Source organism: Pseudomonas donghuensis, assembly GCF_000259195.1.
Taxonomy (GTDB): Bacteria; Pseudomonadota; Gammaproteobacteria; order Pseudomonadales; family Pseudomonadaceae; genus Aquipseudomonas; species Aquipseudomonas donghuensis.
In genome coordinates this window covers 58868-75080 of the sequence record NZ_AJJP01000167.1, presented here as the reverse complement: position 1 = coordinate 75080, position 16213 = coordinate 58868, and the positions used below count along the sequence as shown (strand labels likewise).

The following is a 16213-nucleotide window of genomic DNA, read 5'->3' as shown; positions in this document are numbered from 1 at the left end:
TGCAAAAAATGGGGTGACCATAGATTTTTTATGCCTTGGTTTTGCTCCAGCGCTGCTGGCGCCAGGCTTGGCGCGCTGCAGCATCCTGGAAGGTCCAGGCGATCATGCGGCTCTGCTTCTGCCCCTGGCCCATCTCCACCACTCGCTGATCGAGCGCACCGGCCTTTTTCAGCGCCGCCTGGATGCCGGGCAGGTTGGAGGCTTTGGACACCAGGCTGGTGAACCACAGCACCTGCTGGCCAAGGCTGGCGCTCTCCGTCACCAACTGGCTGACAAAGCGGATCTCGCCGCCTTCGCACCACAGTTCGTTGTTTTGCCCGCCAAAGTTCAGCACCGGCAGCTTGCGCTTGGGGTCGGCCTTGCCCAGGGCTCGCCATTTGCGCTGGCTGCCACGGGTGGCTTCTTCGCGCGAGGCGTGGAAGGGCGGGTTGCACAGGGTCAGGTCGAAGCGCTCGTCACTGTTCAGCAGCCCCAGCAGGATGTGCTTGCGGTTGCCTTGCTGGCGCAGGTTGATGGCCTTGCCCAGGCCGTTGGCCTGGACGATGGCGCCGGCCGCAGCCAGCGCCGTGGCGTCGATGTCCGAGCCGAGAAAGCGCCAGCGGTAATCGCTGTGGCCCAGCAACGGGTAGATGCAGTTGGCGCCGACGCCGATATCCAGGGCCTGGACGTGCGCACCCCGGGGGATTTCGCCGTTGTTTTCTTGCGCGAGCAAATCGGCCAGCACATGCACGTAATCCGCCCGGCCAGGGATCGGTGGGCATAGATAGTCGGCCGGGATGTCCCAGTGCTGGATACCGTACTGAGCCTTGAGCAAGGCGCGGTTGAAGACCCGCACAGCCTCGGGGTTGGCAAAGTCGATGCTGGGCTTGCCATGGGGATTGGTGATCATGAATCGGCCCAGCTCAGGGCTGCTCTTGATCAGTTGGGGGAAGTCGTAGCGGCCCTGGTGGCGGTTGCGCGGGTGCAGGGTCGGTTTGTTGGCTGTGGTCATGTTGATGTCCGGTGGAAAGCATCGCGGGTCAAGCCCGCTCCTACAGGGTTGTGTAGGAGCGGGCTTGACCCGCGAAAGCATCACTGAGGTCAGCGAGTGTTACAAGGCGGCAATCCGCGCATGCTGCTCGGTGAAGTTGGCCAGGGCCTGTTCGGCTTCAGCCAGCTTGGCGCGCTCCTTGTCGATCACCGCAGGCGGTGCCTTGTCGACGAAGGCGGCATTGGACAGCTTGCCGCCGACGCGCTGGACTTCACCCTGCAGACGCTGGATTTCCTTGTTCAGGCGAGCCAGTTCGGCATCCTTGTCGATCAGGCCGGCCATCGGCACCAGCACCTGCAGATCGCCAACCAGGGCGGTGGCGCTCAGTGGCGCTTCGTCCTGTTCGCCGAGCACGGTGAAGGACTCGATCTTCGCCAGCTTCTTCAGCAGCGCTTCGTTTTCCTGCAGGCGACGCTGGTCTTCGGCGCTGGCGTTTTTCAGGAACAGTTGCAGTGGCTTGCCCGGGCCGATGTTCATTTCGCCACGGATGTTGCGCACGCCGAGCATCAGCTCCTTGAGCCACTCGATGTCGCCTTCGGCAGCGGCGTCGATGCGGCTTTCGTTGGCCACTGGCCATGGCTGCAGCATGATGGTCTTGCCTTCGGCCCCCGCCAGCGGCGCCAGGCGCTGCCAGATTTCTTCGGTGATGAACGGCATGAACGGATGGGCCAGGCGCAGTGCCACTTCCAGTACCCGCACCAGGGTGCGGCGAGTGCCACGGGCGCGTTCGACCGGCGCGTTCTCGTCCCACAGGACCGGCTTGGACAGCTCCAGGTACCAGTCGCAATACTGGTTCCAGATGAACTCGTAGAGCGCCTGGGCGGCGAGGTCGAAGCGGAACTGATCGAGCTGGCGGGTGACTTCGGCTTCGGTGCGCTGCAACTGCGAGATGATCCAGCGATCGGCCAGCGACAGTTCGCAGGCTTCGCCGTTCTGGCCGCAGTCCTCGCCCTTGTCCAGCACGTAGCGGGCTGCGTTCCAGATCTTGTTGCAGAAGTTGCGGTAGCCTTCGACGCGGCCCATGTCGAACTTGATGTCGCGACCGGTGGAGGCCAGCGAGCAGAAGGTGAAGCGCAGGGCGTCGGTGCCGTAGCTGGCGATGCCCTCCGGGAACTCGGCCTTGGTCTGCTTGGCGATCTTCTCGGCAAGTTTTGGCTGCATCATGCCGCTGGTGCGTTTTTCCAGCAGTTCGTCGAGGGTGATGCCGTCGACGATGTCCAGCGGGTCAAGGACGTTGCCCTTGGACTTGGACATCTTCTGGCCCTGGCCATCGCGCACCAGGCCGTGAACATAAACGGTCTTGAACGGTACCTGCGGGGTGCCGTCCTCGTTCTTCACCAGGTGCATGGTCAGCATGATCATCCGGGCAACCCAGAAGAAAATGATGTCGAAGCCGGTGACCAGCACGTCGGTGGAGTGGAATTTCTTCAGGAATTCGGTCTGCTGCGGCCAGCCCAGGGTCGAGAAGGTCCACAGGCCCGAGCTGAACCAGGTATCGAGAACATCGTTGTCCTGGTTCAGGACCACGTCTGCGCCGAGGTTGTGCTTGCTGCGCACTTCTTCTTCGCTGCGCCCGACATAGACCTTGCCGGACTCGTCGTACCAGGCCGGAATACGGTGGCCCCACCACAGCTGACGGCTGATGCACCAGTCCTGGATGTCGCGCATCCACGAGAAGTACATGTTTTCGTATTGCTTGGGCACGAACTGGATGCGGCCGTCTTCAACGGCAGCAATCGCCGGCTCCGCCAGCGGCTTGGTCGACACGTACCACTGGTCGGTCAGCCACGGCTCGATGACGGTGCCTGAACGATCGCCTTTCGGTACTTTCAGGGCGTGGTCGTCGACGCTGACCAGCAGGCCCGCGGCGTCGAAGTCGGCAACGATCTGCTTGCGCGCGACGAAGCGGTCCAGGCCGGCATACTGGGCAGGCAGGGTGGCGTCGATGCTGTCGTTGACGCTGCCGTCGAGGTTGAACACCTGTGCGGCCGGCAGGACGAAGGCGTTCTTGTCGAAGATGTTCAGCAGCGGCAGGTTGTGGCGCTTGCCGACTTCGTAGTCGTTGAAGTCGTGGGCCGGGGTGATCTTCACGCAGCCGGTGCCGAATTCAGGGTCGCAGTAGTCGTCGGCAATGATCGGGATGCGCCGACCCACCAGGGGCAGCTCGACGAACTTGCCGATCAGCGCTTTGTAACGCTCGTCTTCCGGGTTCACGGCCACGGCGGCGTCGCCGAGCATGGTTTCCGGACGAGTGGTGGCGACGATCAGGTAGTCCTTGCCGTCGGCGGTCTTGGCGCCATCAGCCAGCGGGTAGCGCAGGTTCCACAGGTGGCCCTTCTCGTCGTGGTTTTCCACTTCGAGGTCGGAGATCGCCGTGTGCAGCTTGGTATCCCAGTTGACCAGGCGCTTGCCGCGGTAGATCAGGCCGTCTTCATGCAGGCGCACGAAAGCTTCTTTAACGGCTTCAGAGAGGCCGTCGTCCATGGTGAAGCGCTCGCGGCTCCAGTCGACTGACGAGCCCAGGCGGCGAATCTGGCGGCTGATGTTGCCACCGGACTGATCCTTCCACTCCCAGACCTTTTCCAGGAACTTCTCGCGGCCCAGGTCGTGGCGGCTCTGGCCCTTGGCTTCAAGCTGGCGCTCGACCAGCATCTGCGTGGCGATACCGGCGTGGTCGGTGCCAGGCTGCCACAGGGTGTTGCGGCCCTGCATGCGACGGAAACGGATCAGGGCGTCCATGATCGCGTTGTTGAAGCCATGACCCATGTGCAGGCTGCCGGTGACGTTCGGCGGCGGGATCATGATGGTGTAGGAATCGCCCGCGCCTTGCGGAGCGAAATAATTCTCGGACTCCCAGGTGTTGTACCAGGAAGTTTCAATAGCGTGCGGCTGGTAGGTCTTATCCATGCGCGGCGGGACCCTTAGGCATTTATTCAGGAAAGCCGGAGAGTATAACGAAGCGGCAAGCTTCAAGCGACAAGCGACAAGCTCAGAGCGCCGCACGGCTCTTGCAGCTTGTCGCTTGAAGCTTGTAACTGCTTTTTATTGGTTAAGCAGGCGCTCGAGGCGGGCATCGAGCCGGCGCTTGATCTCGCTCTCGATATGCGGGGCGAAATCGTTGATCACGTCTTGCATGATCAATTGCGCGGCTGCGCGCAGCTCGGCGTCCAGGTGCAGCAGGGTTTCCTGGCGCTTGGCCTGTGGGTCGGCAGGGGCTTCAGGCACGGGCGCTGGCGGCACTTCGGCCTCTTCGAGCAGCAGCGGGATCTGCTCCTCGACGGTGTCGGTCAACAGCGGTGGCTCGAGGGATGCATCGCCAAGCAACTGACGGATCGACTCCAGGTCGTCCAGCAGGTGCGCGGATTGGGGCAGGGGAGTGGATTTGTCCATCGTCTTCAGAGTCGCTGTAAGCGGTGATCTTGCAGAGCATAGCCCTGTTCGCGGTAGAAACGGAAACTCTCTCGGGCCGCCAGACGAATCGCCGGCTCTTCGACCACGATCTCGGCGATCCGGGCAAAACCGGCAGCGAAGGGCGGTACCTTGAGGTCCAGGTTGATCAGCAGGTCCTGATGGCTGCCGGCGTCATCGCCAAGGCCAAGGGCCACGCTGGCCTGCGGGTCATCTTCAGCCGGGCTGTGGGGCACGAAGGCCTCGCCCTTGAACGCCCACAGGCGTGCGTCCAGTTCATCGCGCTGGGCAGCGTCGCTGCAATGCAGGTAAACCCGGTGCCCGAGGCGCCAGGCCTTTTCGCACAGCTTGCAGGCGAAATCCAGGCGCGCCGAGGGCGCGGCGCTGGGCAATATGTAGAAATCGACTTTGGTCATGATCGGCCTGCCGGCCGGCTACGCCAGAAGGCGCAGGCGGCCAGCGTCATCTCAGGCGTTGGCGCGGTCGAGCAGGTACTGGGTCAGCAGCGGTACCGGACGGCCCGTGGCGCCCTTGTCCTTGCCGCCGCTGATCCAGGCGGTGCCGGCGATGTCCAGGTGGGCCCAGTCGTAGGCCTTGGTAAAGCGCGAGAGGAAGCAACCGGCGGTGATGGTGCCGGCTTTCGGCCCGCCGATGTTGGCGATGTCGGCGAACGGGCTGTCGAGCTGCTCCTGGTATTCATCGAACAGCGGCAACTGCCAGGCGCGATCGTCGGCGCGCTTGCCGGCATCGAGCAGTTGCCCGACCAGCGCGTCGTTGTTGCCCATCAGGCCGGACGTGTGGCTGCCCAGGGCGACGATGCAGGCGCCGGTCAGGGTGGCGATGTCGATCACCGCCTGCGGCTTGAAGCGCTCGGCGTAGGTCAGGGTATCGCACAGCACCAGGCGGCCTTCGGCGTCGGTGTTGAGAATCTCGACGGTCTGCCCGCTCATGGTCGTGACGATGTCGCCCGGACGGGTGGCACCGCCGCTTGGCATGTTCTCGGCGCAGGCCAGCAGGCACACCAGGTTGATCGGCAGTTGCAGTTCGAGCACGGCGCGCAGGGTGCCGAAGACGCTGGCGGCACCGCCCATGTCGAATTTCATTTCATCCATGCCGGCGCCGGGCTTGAGGCTGATGCCGCCGGTGTCGAAAGTGATGCCCTTGCCCACCAGCACGAAAGGCTTCTCGCTCTTTTTGCCGCCCTGGTAGTTGAGCACGATCAGCCGTGGTGGCTGGTCGCTGCCCTGGCCCACGGCGTAGAACGCGCCCATGCCCAGGTCCTTGATTTTCTTCTCATCCAGCACCTCGACCTTCAGGCCTTTGAATTCCTTGCCCAGGGCCTTGGCCTGTTCGGCCAGGTAGCTCGGGTGGCAGACGTTCGGTGGCAGGTTGCCCAGGTCGCGGGTGAAGCCCATGCCGTTGGCGATGGCGACAGCGTGCTTGACCGCGCGCTCGACGTCGCTGACGCCAGCCTTGGCGCTGAGCAGGGTGATTTTCTTCAGGGCGCGGGGGTCGGCCTTCTTGCTCTTGAACTGGTCGAAAACGTACTGGCCATCGAGCAGGGTTTCGGCCAGCAGGCGGGTCTTGCCATAAGAGGCCTCGCGGCCGGTGACGGCGACGTCGTCCAGGGCCAGCACCGCATCGCTGCCGTTCAGGCCCTTGAGCACCGCCAGAACGCTGGCGACCACTTTGCGCCAGTTGCGATCACCCAGTTCGGCATCCTTGCCGGTACCGACCAGCAGCACGCGCTCGGCCTTGAGGTTGGGCAGGCTGTGCAGCAGCAGGGTCTGGCCGACCTTGCCGGTCAGGTCGCCGCGCTTGAGCACACCGGCCAGGGCGCCGCCGGTAGCCTCGTCGATGGCCTTGGCGGTGGCGCCGAGTTTGCCGCCTTCAGCCACGGGCAGCACCAGCGTGGCGGTTTTCAAGGATGCAGCGGCTACGCTTTTTACAACCAGTTCCATGTCAGGTTCCCCGAATGATCTGTCAGTGCGCACACGGTATGCCGGCGCGCCAAGGCTCCTGGCCGCGTGGTCGCGTACCAGTGATAAAGCCCCCAGTTTGAGCCTGCTTCGCCCGCCCTGACAACCCCGAGATGAAGCATTGTGCGGCGCCAAGTGACAGGCACGGTCAATCACAGGATAATGCGCCAACTTTTACCCGGGTCCGCTCTGGCGAGCGGGCTACTATCTTGGCTGTTATGGATTCCTTGTTCGGCTGTCCGAGCCTGACAACCCAGGAGTGTCTGGTTTGATCGTCTTTCGTTATCTGTCCCGCGAGGTCCTGGTGACCTTGAGTGCCGTCAGCGCCGTGCTGCTGGTCATCATCATGAGTGGGCGCTTCATCAAATACCTGGCGCAGGCTGCCCAGGGCGTGCTCGATCCGAGCGTACTGTTCCTGATCATGGGGTATCGCCTGCCGGGCTTCCTGCAACTGATCCTGCCCCTGGGCCTGTTCCTCGGCATCCTCCTGGCCTATGGCCGGTTGTACCTGGAAAGCGAGATGACCGTGCTCTCGGCCACCGGCATGAGCCAGCAGCGCCTGCTGGGCATGACCATGGCCCCGGCTGCGCTGGTCGCCGTCTTGGTCGCCTGGCTGAGCCTGGGGCTGGCGCCTCAGGGCGTCACCCAGGTGGCGCAGATCATCAACCAGCAGGATGCCCTGACCGAGTTCGACACCCTGGTGCCGGGGCGCTTCCAGACCCTGCGCGATGGTTCGCGGGTGACCTACACCGAACAACTGTCGGAAGACCGCGCCAACCTTGCCGGCGTGTTCATCTCCGAGAAGCGCTTCAGCCAGGACAAGACCAAGGATCGTGGCCCGTCGGTACTGGTTGCCGAAAAAGGCCACCAGCAGGTCAACCCCGATGGCAACCGTTACCTGATCCTGGAAAACGGCTATCGCTATGACGGCAACCCTGGCCAGGCCGATTACCGGGCAATCAAGTACGACACTTACGGCGTGCTGTTGCCCAAGCCCGAGGTCAGTGAAGAAGTCACCGAGCGCGAAGCCATCCCGACCTCGCAACTGATCGGCAGCGACGGCTTGCGCGAGCGCGCCGAGCTGCAATGGCGTCTGTCGCTGCCGTTGCTGGTGTTCATCGTGACCCTGCTGGCAGTGCCGCTGTCGCGGGTCAACCCACGCCAGGGCCGTTTCCTCAAGCTGCTGCCGGCGATTCTTCTGTATATGGCGTACCTGACAATGCTGATTGCCGTGCGTGGCGCCCTGGAGAAAGGCAAACTGCCGATCGGCCTGGGCATCTGGTGGGTCCATGGCCTGTTCCTGCTGATCGGCCTGGGGCTGATGTACTGGGAGCCGCTGCGCCTCAAGCGCGCTGCTCGCCGTGCGGAGGTGGCCCATGGTTAAGCTCGATAGTTACATCGGCAAAAGCGTGCTGGTGGCCATTCTGGCCGTACTCGGGATCATTCTCGGCCTGGCCTCGCTGTTTGCCTTCATCGATGAAATGGGTGACGTCACCGATACCTATACGTTGATGGACGCTGGCAACTTCGTCTTGCTCACCGCGCCGCGGCGCCTCTACGACATGCTGCCGATGGCCGCGCTGATCGGCTGCCTGATCGGCCTGGGCAGCCTGGCCAGCAGCAGCGAACTGACCATCATGCGCGCCGCGGGCGTGTCCATTGGCCGGATCGTCTGGGCGGTAATGAAACCGATGCTGGTGCTGATGCTGGCCGGTATCCTGATTGGCGAGTACCTGGCCCCGGTCACCGAGAACAAGGCCCAGGCCGAGCGTTCCCTGGCCCAGGGCGGTGGTGAGGCGCAGAGCTCCAAGCGCGGTATGTGGCACCGTCAGGGTGACGAGTTCGTGCACATCAACTCGGTGCAGCCCAACGGCTTGCTGTACGGCGTGACCCGCTACCGTTTCGACAACGAGCGGCACATGCAGACCTCAAGCTTTGCCCGCCGCGCCCAGTACAAGGACGATCACTGGCTGCTCAGCGACGTCACCACCACGTATTTCCGTGGAGACCACACCGAAGTGGTCAAAACCCCTGAAGAGCGCTGGGACGTATCCGTCACTCCGCAACTGCTCAATACCGTGGTCGTAGCGCCAGAGTCGCTGTCGATTACCGGGCTCTGGGACTACATCCACTACCTGTCCGACCAGGGCCTGAACAACGCCCGTTACTGGCTGGCGTTCTGGACCAAGGTGCTGCAGCCGATGGTCACCGCCGCGCTGGTGCTGATGGCCATCTCCTTCATCTTCGGCCCACTGCGTTCGGTTACCCTCGGCCAGCGGGTATTTACCGGGGTGCTGGTGGGCTTCGTGTTCCGCATCGCCCAGGACTTGCTCGGGCCTTCGAGCCAGGTGTTCGGCTTCCCGCCGTTGCTGGCGGTGGTGCTGCCGGCGGCAATCTGTGCGGTGGCGGGGTTGTGGTTGTTGCGGCGCGCTGGATAGGCCGCGGCAGACAAGAAAAAGCCGACCCTTGGGTCGGCTTTTTTCTGCCTGCTATTTCTTGCGCTTGGGGATCCGCACCAGCTGGGTGTCGGAATAGATGTCGTGCCAGCTGCGCTTGCGCTTGTCGAACAGGGCCCAGATAAACCCCAGGCCCAGGCACAGCCAGGAGGCGATGGCGACGACGAAACGCAGCAGGGCCTGCCACAGGCTGATGGCACTGCCATCGGCGTTCTGTACACGAATACCCCACACTTGCATCCCCAGGGTCTGGCCGCCGTGGGTCCAGAACTTGGCGAAGAAGCCGAACAGGGCGAACAGCAGGATGGTCGACAGCAGCGGATCGCCATCCAGCGCGCCAGCCTCGGTCAGCTCGCGCATGCGCGCCTCGCCGATAATGGCCATCTGGATCATCTTGTAGGCGCCGGCAGTGACGATCAGCAGCGCGGTGCACAGCAGAAAATCGTAGAACATGGCGGCCAGGCGGCGGCCCAGGTCGACCGGGGGGAAATCACCCTGGGGCTGCAACAACTGCTTGGGCATACATGGCCCTCCTTGGGCAAAACCGCCATTCTACGAAATTGCGCGCACAATGCGTTGCCCTGCGACACGGTTTACGCATCAGGCCGCACTCAGCGAGCGCGCACAAAAAAGCCCCTGCTGTTGCCAGCAGGGGCTTTTCTATCGGGAAATCAGGCTTCCGCGATAACTTCGTCAGCCTGCATGCCTTTCTGGCCCTGCACGGCGATGAAGGTGACTTTCTGGCCTTCTTTCAGGCTCTTGAAGCCGTTGCCCTGAATAGCGCGGAAGTGTACGAACAGATCCGGACCGCTTTCTGGAGTGATGAAACCAAAACCTTTCTCGTCGTTAAACCACTTGACGGTACCGCTCTGACGTTGGGACATTGTCTTATTTCCTTTGAAACTTAGAATTAGTAACAGCTTCTTCCAAATGAAAGAGTACTGGGCTGGGTTGCAGGAAAGTAAGAGACGTCGAACGGGTGTAGCAAACATCAGAGCTACTGCCCAGGTCACGAACCATAGCGACCCATGCAAACACAGTGCACAGACAATACGCTAACTTTGAAGACAAAAACAAGCCCTGCAGACCGCTGCGGCTGTGCCTTTTAGCGGCCGTTCGGTCGATTGCTTCCGGCTCATTCCAAGCGGTGTTGCAAGGCTTTTCGAAAGTTATAAACCACGTTCGGATTCGAAAATCCGAACGCGTCATGACACCCAGTTTCAAGTAACGATTCAGCCGCGATAGTAACGCTGGGCAACAAACGGCATCTTGCTGACTTTCATCGCTACGCGCTTGCCGCGAACAATGGCCCACAGCGGAGTTTCCAGGGCGATATGGGCCGCATCCAGGTAGCCCATGGCCACCGGCGCATTCAATGACGGACCAAAGCCGCCACTGCAGACGCTACCGATTACCGTGCCCGCTTCATCGACGATTTCAGCACCTTCACGGACCGGGGTGCGTTCCTGCGGCAGCAGGCCCACGCGTTTACGGGCAACGCCGCTTTGCTGCTGGGCGAAGATCGCCTCGGCACCGGGGAAACCACCGGCACGTTCGCCATCGGCCCGGCGCACCTTGGAAATGGCCCAGAGCAGGCTGGCTTCGATTGGCGTGGTCTGGCTGTTCATGTCGTGGCCGTACAGGCACAGGCCGGCTTCCAGGCGCAGCGAATCGCGTGCGCCCAGGCCAATGGCGGCGACCTCCGCTTCGGCCAGCAGGCGGCGGGCCAGTGCTTCGGCGTTTTCGGCCGGCACGGAAATCTCGAAACCGTCTTCACCGGTGTAGCCCGAACGGCTGACGAAGCAGTCGCTGCCCAGCAGTTGTACCGGCTGGAACTGCATGAAGGTCATTTTTGCCACTTCTGGCGCCAGGCGTTCCAGCACCTTGACCGCTGCCGGGCCCTGCAGGGCCAGCAGGGCGCGCTCTTCAAACAGAGGCTGGATCTGGCACTGGTCGCCGATGTGCTTGCGCAGGTGCGCCAGGTCCTGCTCCTTGCAGGCGGCGTTGACCACCAGGAACAGTTCGTTGTTGCCCAGGTTGGCAACCATCAGGTCGTCGAGGATGCCGCCGTGTTCGTTGGTGAACATGGCATAGCGCTGCATGCCCACTGGCAGGTCGATGATGTCGACCGGCACCAGGCTCTCCAGGGCCTTGGCGGCACCGGCGCCGCTCAGGCGGATCTGGCCCATGTGCGAAACGTCGAACAGGCCGGCCTGTTCACGGCTGTGCAGGTGTTCTTTCATCACCCCCAACGGGTACTGAACCGGCATGTCGTAACCGGCGAAAGGCACCATGCGGGCGCCCAGTTCCAGGTGCAGGGCGTGCAGCGGGGTCTTGAGCAGTGTTTCGGTGGACATTGATGACTCCTTGGGGCTTGAGAGGGTGTCAGCATTCGATGATGTTGACGGCCAGACCGCCGCGGGCGGTCTCCTTGTATTTGCTTTTCATGTCGGCGCCGGTCTGGCGCATGGTGCGGATGACTTTGTCCAGCGAGACGAAGTGCTGCCCGTCACCGCGCAGGGCCATGCGCACCGCATTGATCGCCTTGACCGAGCCCATGGCGTTGCGTTCGATGCAGGGCACCTGGACCAAGCCGCCGATCGGGTCGCAGGTCAGGCCCAGGTTGTGTTCCATGCCGATCTCGGCGGCGTTCTCGACCTGCTGCACACTGCCGCCCATGACTTCGCAGAGGGCGCCGGCGGCCATCGAGCAGGCGACGCCGACCTCGCCCTGGCAACCGACTTCGGCACCGGAGATCGAGGCGTTCTCTTTATAGAGGATGCCGATGGCGGCGGCCGTGAGCAGAAAGCGCACCACGCCGTCGTCGTTGGCGCCCGGGATAAAGCGCATGTAGTAGTGCAGCACTGCCGGGACGATACCGGCGGCGCCATTGGTCGGCGCGGTGACCACGCGTCCGCCAAAGGCGTTTTCTTCATTGACGGCCAGGGCATACAGGTTGACCCAGTCGAGCACCGACAGCGCGTCGCGCAGGCTCGCCTCCGGGTTGCTGCACAGCTGGCGGTACAGCGCTGCGGCCCGGCGCTTGACCTTGAGCCCGCCGGGCAGGATGCCTTCGTTGCGGCAACCGGCGGACACGCAGTCCTGCATCACTTGCCAGATGTGCAGCAGGCCGCTGCGGGTTTCGCTTTCCGGGCGCCAGGCCGCCTCGTTGGCGAGCATGATCTGGCTGATCGACAGGTTCTGTGCGGTGCAATGGCCGAGCAGCTCTTTGGCGGTCTTGAACGGGTAGGGCAGCACGGTGCTGTCTTCGACGATGCGATCGGCGCCGGCTGCGTCCTCATCGACTACAAAGCCACCGCCCACCGAGTAGTATTCGCGGCTGCGAATCTGCAAACCGGCGGCGTCGAAGGCACGGAAGATCATGCCGTTGGGGTGAAAGGCCAGGGGTTTGCGGATCATCGCCAGGTGCTGTTTTTCGACGAAATCGATGGCGTGCTCGCCGAGCAGCGTGAGCCGGCCGCTGCTGCGGATGGCCTGCAGGCGGGCGGGAATGCTTTCGGTATCGACCGTGTCCGGATGCTCGCCTTCCAGGCCAAGCAGCACGGCCTTGTCGCTGCCGTGGCCCTTGCCGGTGGCGCCGAGCGAGCCGTAGAGCTCGACCTTGACGCACGCCGTGGCGGCCAGCAGGTCGTCGCGGCGCAGGCCTTCGGCAAAGCGCGCGGCGGCGCGCATCGGGCCAACGGTATGGGAGCTGGAGGGGCCGATGCCGATCTTGAACAGGTCGAAGACGCTTAGTGACATGGTCGTACCCTCATTGTTGGGGAGAAGCATCGCCGGCAAGGCCGGCTCCCACAGGGTTCTTTGGTATTTCCAGAACCTGTGGGAGCTGGCTTTGTCAGCGATTAGGCCATCAGGCCGGACTCAGACGTCCTGATAGCTCTCGATCGACGGGCAGGCGCAGACCAGGTTGCGGTCGCCGAAGACGTTGTCGACCCGGCCAACCGGTGGCCAGTACTTGCCTTCCACCAGCGACGCCAGCGGATACACCGCCTGCTCGCGGCTGTACGGGTGGCTCCATTCACCGGCGATTTCCGCGGCGGTGTGCGGGGCGTTCTTCAGCGGGTTGTCGTCCTTGTCCAGGCTACCGCTTTCCACCGCGCGAATCTCTTCGCGGATGCGGATCATCGCCTCGCAGAAGCGGTCCAGTTCTTCTTTAGACTCGCTTTCGGTCGGTTCGATCATCAGCGTGCCGGCCACCGGGAAGGACATGGTCGGGGCATGGAAGCCGAAGTCGATCAGGCGCTTGGCGACGTCATCGACGCTGATCCCGCTGCTGTCCTTGAGGGGGCGCAAATCGAGGATGCACTCGTGCGCCACCAGGCCGTTGCTGCCGGTGTACAACACAGGGTAGTGCTCTTCCAGGCGGCGGGCGATGTAGTTGGCGTTGAGGATGGCCATCTGCGAAGCGCGCTTGAGCCCGGCACCTCCCATCATACGAATGTACATCCAGGTGATCGGCAGGATACTGGCGCTGCCGAACGGTGCGGCGCAGACCGCGCCCTGCTTGTTGTCCATGTGCGCATGGCCGGGCAGGAACGGCGCCAGGTGCGATTTGACGCCGATCGGGCCGACGCCCGGGCCGCCACCGCCGTGAGGGATGCAGAAGGTCTTGTGCAGGTTCAGGTGCGAAACGTCGCCACCGAACTTGCCCGGTGCGCAGAGGCCGACCATGGCGTTCATGTTGGCGCCGTCGATGTACACCTGGCCGCCGTTGTCGTGGATGATCGCGCAGATCTCGCCGATGGCTTCTTCGAACACGCCGTGGGTCGAGGGGTAGGTGATCATCAGCGCAGCGAGGTGTTCGCGGTGCTCGATGGCCTTGGCGCGCAGGTCGTCGATGTCGACGTTGCCACGGGCGTCACAGGCAGTGACCACCACGCGCATACCGGCCATGTGCGCGGTAGCCGGGTTGGTGCCGTGGGCTGAGGAGGGGATCAGGCAGATGTCGCGGCGCGCTTCGCCACGGCTCTGGTGGTAGGCGCGGATCGCCAGCAGGCCTGCGTACTCGCCCTGGGAACCGGCGTTGGGCTGCAGCGACACGGCGTCATAGCCGGTGGCGGCGCAGAGCATGGCTTCCAGTTCGCTGGTCAGTTGCTGGTAGCCCTGGCTCTGCTCGGCCGGTGCGAACGGGTGCAGGTTGCCGAACTCGGCCCAGGTCACCGGAATCATTTCGCTGGCAGCGTTGAGCTTCATGGTGCACGAGCCCAGCGCAATCATGGTGCGGTCCAGGGCCAGGTCCTTGTCGGCCAGGCGGCGCAGGTAGCGCATCAGCTCGGTTTCGCTGTGGTAGCGGTTGAACACCGGGTGCTCGAGAATCGCCGACTGGCGCAGCAGGGCTGCAGGCAATTGCACCTGAGCGCGGGCCGCGAGGGCGGCGAAGTCTGGCGTGGCCTTAGCATCGGCGAACAGCTGCCACAGCGCTTCGACGTCGGCCTGGGTGCTGGTTTCATCCAGCGACAGGCCCAGGCGCTGGGCGTCGATCTGGCGCAGGTTCAGGCGCTGGGCACGAGCCTGGTCATGGAGGGCGGCGGTGGCGCTGCCGGTGGCCAGGGTCAGGGTGTCGAAGAAGTGCTCGACTTCGACCTTCACGCCCAACTGCTGCAGGCCGGCCTTGAGGATCGCGGTCAGTGCGTGGGTGCGTTCGGCGATCTGCTTCAGGCCCTGCGGGCCGTGGTACACGGCGTACATGCTGGCGATGTTGGCCAGCAGCACCTGGGCGGTGCAGATGTTGCTGGTGGCCTTCTCGCGGCGGATATGCTGCTCACGGGTCTGCATGGCCAGGCGCAGGGCGGTCTTGCCGAAGCGGTCGATCGACACGCCGACCAGACGGCCCGGCATGTCGCGCTTGAACGCGTCGCGGGTCGAGAAGTACGCCGCATGCGGGCCACCGAAGCCCAGCGGTACACCAAAGCGCTGGGCGCTGCCGATGGCCACGTCGGCGCCGAATTCGCCCGGTGGGGTCAGCAGAGTCAGGGCCAGCAGGTCGGCAGCCACGGCGACCAGGGCATTGGCTGCGTGCAAGCGCTCGACCAGCTCCCGGTAATCGAACACTTCACCGTTGCTGGCCGGGTATTGCAGCAGGGCACCAAAGAAGGCGCTGACATCGCTCAATTCACGCTCATCACCCACCACTACCTCGATACCCAGTGGTTCGGCACGGGTGCGCAGTACGTCGAGGGTCTGCGGGTGGCAATGCACGGAAGCGAAGAAGGCGTGGCTGCCCTTGTTCTTGCTCAGGCGCTTGCAGAAGGTCATGGCTTCGGCGGCGGCGGTGGCTTCGTCGAGCAAGGATGCGTTGGCGATCGGCAGCCCGGTGAGGTCGCTGATCAGGGTCTGGAAATTCAGCAGCGCTTCCAGGCGGCCCTGGGAAATCTCTGGCTGGTACGGGGTGTAGGCGGTGTACCAGGCCGGGTTTTCCAGCAGGTTGCGCAGGATCGGTGCCGGGGTGTGGCAGTTGTAGTAACCCTGGCCGATGAAGCTCTTGAACAACTGGTTGTTGCCGGCGATGGCCTTGAGCGAGGCCAGGGCGTCGGCTTCGCTTTGCCCTGCGCCCAGCTCAAGGACGCTGGTGCCCTTGATGCTGTCAGGAATGACCGCAGCGCTCATGGCCTCCAGCGAGTCGAAACCGAGGGTGGCGAGCATGTGCTGCTCATCGCGCTGGCGTGGGCCGATGTGGCGGGCGATGAATTCGTTGGCAGTGCCGAGGTTGATGGTCATGGCGGTTCCTCAGGCGTCAGCGTTGGCTTTGATCAGGCGGTCGTAGGCGTCCTGGTCGAGCAGTTGCGCGACGGCACCGGCGTCGGCCGGGATGAAACGGAAGAACCAGCCTTCACCCAGCGGGTCTTCGTTGACCAGCTCGGGGTTGCCTTCGAGCTGGTCATTGACCGCTACCACTTCGCCGGTCAGGGGCATGTACACGCCGCTGGCGGCCTTGACCGATTCGACGGTCGAGGCTTCGGCACCTTGCTCGTAGCGTTGCAGCTCCGGCAGTTGCACGTAGACCACATCGCCCAGGGCGTTCTGGGCGAAGGCGGTAATCCCGACGGTGACGCTGCCGTCCGCTTCGCTACGCAGCCATTCGTGATCTTCGGTAAAACGCAACTCGCTCATGGAAACTCCTCAAGGGCCGCAGGGGACGGCTGTGGGCGTGGCTCAAATGAGCCCAGGGATGAGTAATGCCATAGCAATATTGCGGCCATCTATTAAATATCGTTATAAAACAATAAGTTATGTATTTGTAAGGGCGAGCGTTTCGGTTGGCTGTAGCGAAATCGCTACACCAGAAGGCGGGAAAAAAAGCGCAAGTGGATCAGAACCTT

Annotated in this window: 13 protein-coding genes; 2 read left to right on the top strand and 11 right to left on the bottom strand. The window is 63.3% G+C overall.

From position 1 onward, the window contains the following. Positions 1–28: 28 nt before the first annotated feature. The 5 genes from rlmF to UW3_RS0100655 all read right to left on the bottom strand — a co-directional run bounded on the left by rlmF (position 29) and on the right by UW3_RS0100655 (position 6399). On the bottom strand, positions 29–991 hold the full coding sequence (gene rlmF / locus UW3_RS0100675) for a 23S rRNA (adenine(1618)-N(6))-methyltransferase RlmF (protein WP_010220210.1): 963 nt from the start codon (positions 989–991) through the stop codon (positions 29–31). 99 nt (positions 992–1090) lie between these two features. Beyond that, the gene (locus tag UW3_RS0100670; protein ID WP_010220208.1) at positions 1091–3937 is read right to left on the bottom strand and encodes a valine--tRNA ligase; all 2847 of its coding nucleotides are present in this window, start codon (positions 3935–3937) and stop codon (positions 1091–1093) included. A 135-nt stretch (positions 3938–4072) separates the two neighbouring features. Beyond that, positions 4073–4420 (bottom strand): hypothetical protein, encoded by a 348-nt coding sequence (locus UW3_RS0100665; protein WP_010220207.1) that lies wholly within the window; start codon positions 4418–4420, stop codon positions 4073–4075. Between the two features lie 5 nt (positions 4421–4425). Next, entirely contained in the window at positions 4426–4854 is a 429-nt protein-coding gene (locus UW3_RS0100660) for a DNA polymerase III subunit chi (protein ID WP_010220206.1), read from the bottom strand. A 51-nt stretch (positions 4855–4905) separates the two neighbouring features. Next, positions 4906–6399 (bottom strand): leucyl aminopeptidase, encoded by a 1494-nt coding sequence (locus UW3_RS0100655; RefSeq protein WP_010220205.1) that lies wholly within the window; start codon positions 6397–6399, stop codon positions 4906–4908. A 286-nt stretch (positions 6400–6685) separates the two neighbouring features. On the opposite strand from UW3_RS0100655, the gene lptF reads away from it, so the two are divergent. Continuing rightward, positions 6686–7801, top strand: a complete 1116-nt coding sequence (gene lptF / locus UW3_RS0100650; protein WP_010220204.1) for an LPS export ABC transporter permease LptF — start codon at positions 6686–6688, stop codon at positions 7799–7801. After that, entirely contained in the window at positions 7794–8855 is a 1062-nt protein-coding gene (gene lptG, locus UW3_RS0100645; protein ID WP_010220201.1) for an LPS export ABC transporter permease LptG, read from the top strand. The genes lptF and lptG overlap by 8 nt, the downstream gene beginning before the upstream one ends. 51 nt (positions 8856–8906) lie before the next feature. Here the strand turns inward: lptG and UW3_RS0100640 are convergent, their stop codons facing one another. From UW3_RS0100640 to gcvH, 6 genes are all read right to left on the bottom strand, one after another. Beyond that, positions 8907–9395 (bottom strand): RDD family protein, encoded by a 489-nt coding sequence (locus tag UW3_RS0100640; protein WP_010220200.1) that lies wholly within the window; start codon positions 9393–9395, stop codon positions 8907–8909. A 149-nt stretch (positions 9396–9544) separates the two neighbouring features. Beyond that, positions 9545–9757, bottom strand: coding sequence for a cold-shock protein (locus tag UW3_RS0100635; protein ID WP_010220199.1), 213 nt, complete (start codon positions 9755–9757; stop codon positions 9545–9547). Between the two features lie 348 nt (positions 9758–10105). Beyond that, complete coding sequence (gene gcvT / locus UW3_RS0100630; protein WP_010220198.1) at positions 10106–11230, bottom strand: glycine cleavage system aminomethyltransferase GcvT; 1125 nt, start codon at positions 11228–11230, stop codon at positions 10106–10108. 28 nt (positions 11231–11258) lie between these two features. Then, positions 11259–12635: an L-serine ammonia-lyase gene (locus UW3_RS0100625; protein WP_010220197.1), complete on the bottom strand. Its 1377-nt coding sequence runs from the start codon at positions 12633–12635 to the stop codon at positions 11259–11261. Between the two features lie 120 nt (positions 12636–12755). Continuing rightward, entirely contained in the window at positions 12756–15611 is a 2856-nt protein-coding gene (gene gcvP, locus UW3_RS0100620; protein WP_010220196.1) for an aminomethyl-transferring glycine dehydrogenase, read from the bottom strand. A gap of 9 nt (positions 15612–15620) precedes the next feature. Next, complete coding sequence (gene gcvH / locus UW3_RS0100615) at positions 15621–16004, bottom strand: glycine cleavage system protein GcvH (RefSeq protein WP_010220195.1); 384 nt, start codon at positions 16002–16004, stop codon at positions 15621–15623. Positions 16005–16213 lie beyond the last annotated feature (209 nt).

Coding starts and splice junctions, on each gene's coding strand:
- UW3_RS0100660 (WP_010220206.1), bottom strand. CDS start 4,854: ATGACCAAAGTCGATTTCTACATATTGCCCAGCGCCGCGCCCTCGGCG.
- gcvP (WP_010220196.1), bottom strand. CDS start 15,611: ATGACCATCAACCTCGGCACTGCCAACGAATTCATCGCCCGCCACATC.
- gcvT (WP_010220198.1), bottom strand. CDS start 11,230: ATGTCCACCGAAACACTGCTCAAGACCCCGCTGCACGCCCTGCACCTG.
- UW3_RS0100625 (WP_010220197.1), bottom strand. CDS start 12,635: ATGTCACTAAGCGTCTTCGACCTGTTCAAGATCGGCATCGGCCCCTCC.
- UW3_RS0100670 (WP_010220208.1), bottom strand. CDS start 3,937: ATGGATAAGACCTACCAGCCGCACGCTATTGAAACTTCCTGGTACAAC.
- UW3_RS0100635 (WP_010220199.1), bottom strand. CDS start 9,757: ATGTCCCAACGTCAGAGCGGTACCGTCAAGTGGTTTAACGACGAGAAA.
- lptG (WP_010220201.1), top strand. CDS start 7,794: ATGGTTAAGCTCGATAGTTACATCGGCAAAAGCGTGCTGGTGGCCATT.
- gcvH (WP_010220195.1), bottom strand. CDS start 16,004: ATGAGCGAGTTGCGTTTTACCGAAGATCACGAATGGCTGCGTAGCGAA.
- UW3_RS0100665 (WP_010220207.1), bottom strand. CDS start 4,420: ATGGACAAATCCACTCCCCTGCCCCAATCCGCGCACCTGCTGGACGAC.
- UW3_RS0100655 (WP_010220205.1), bottom strand. CDS start 6,399: ATGGAACTGGTTGTAAAAAGCGTAGCCGCTGCATCCTTGAAAACCGCC.
- rlmF (WP_010220210.1), bottom strand. CDS start 991: ATGACCACAGCCAACAAACCGACCCTGCACCCGCGCAACCGCCACCAG.
- UW3_RS0100640 (WP_010220200.1), bottom strand. CDS start 9,395: ATGCCCAAGCAGTTGTTGCAGCCCCAGGGTGATTTCCCCCCGGTCGAC.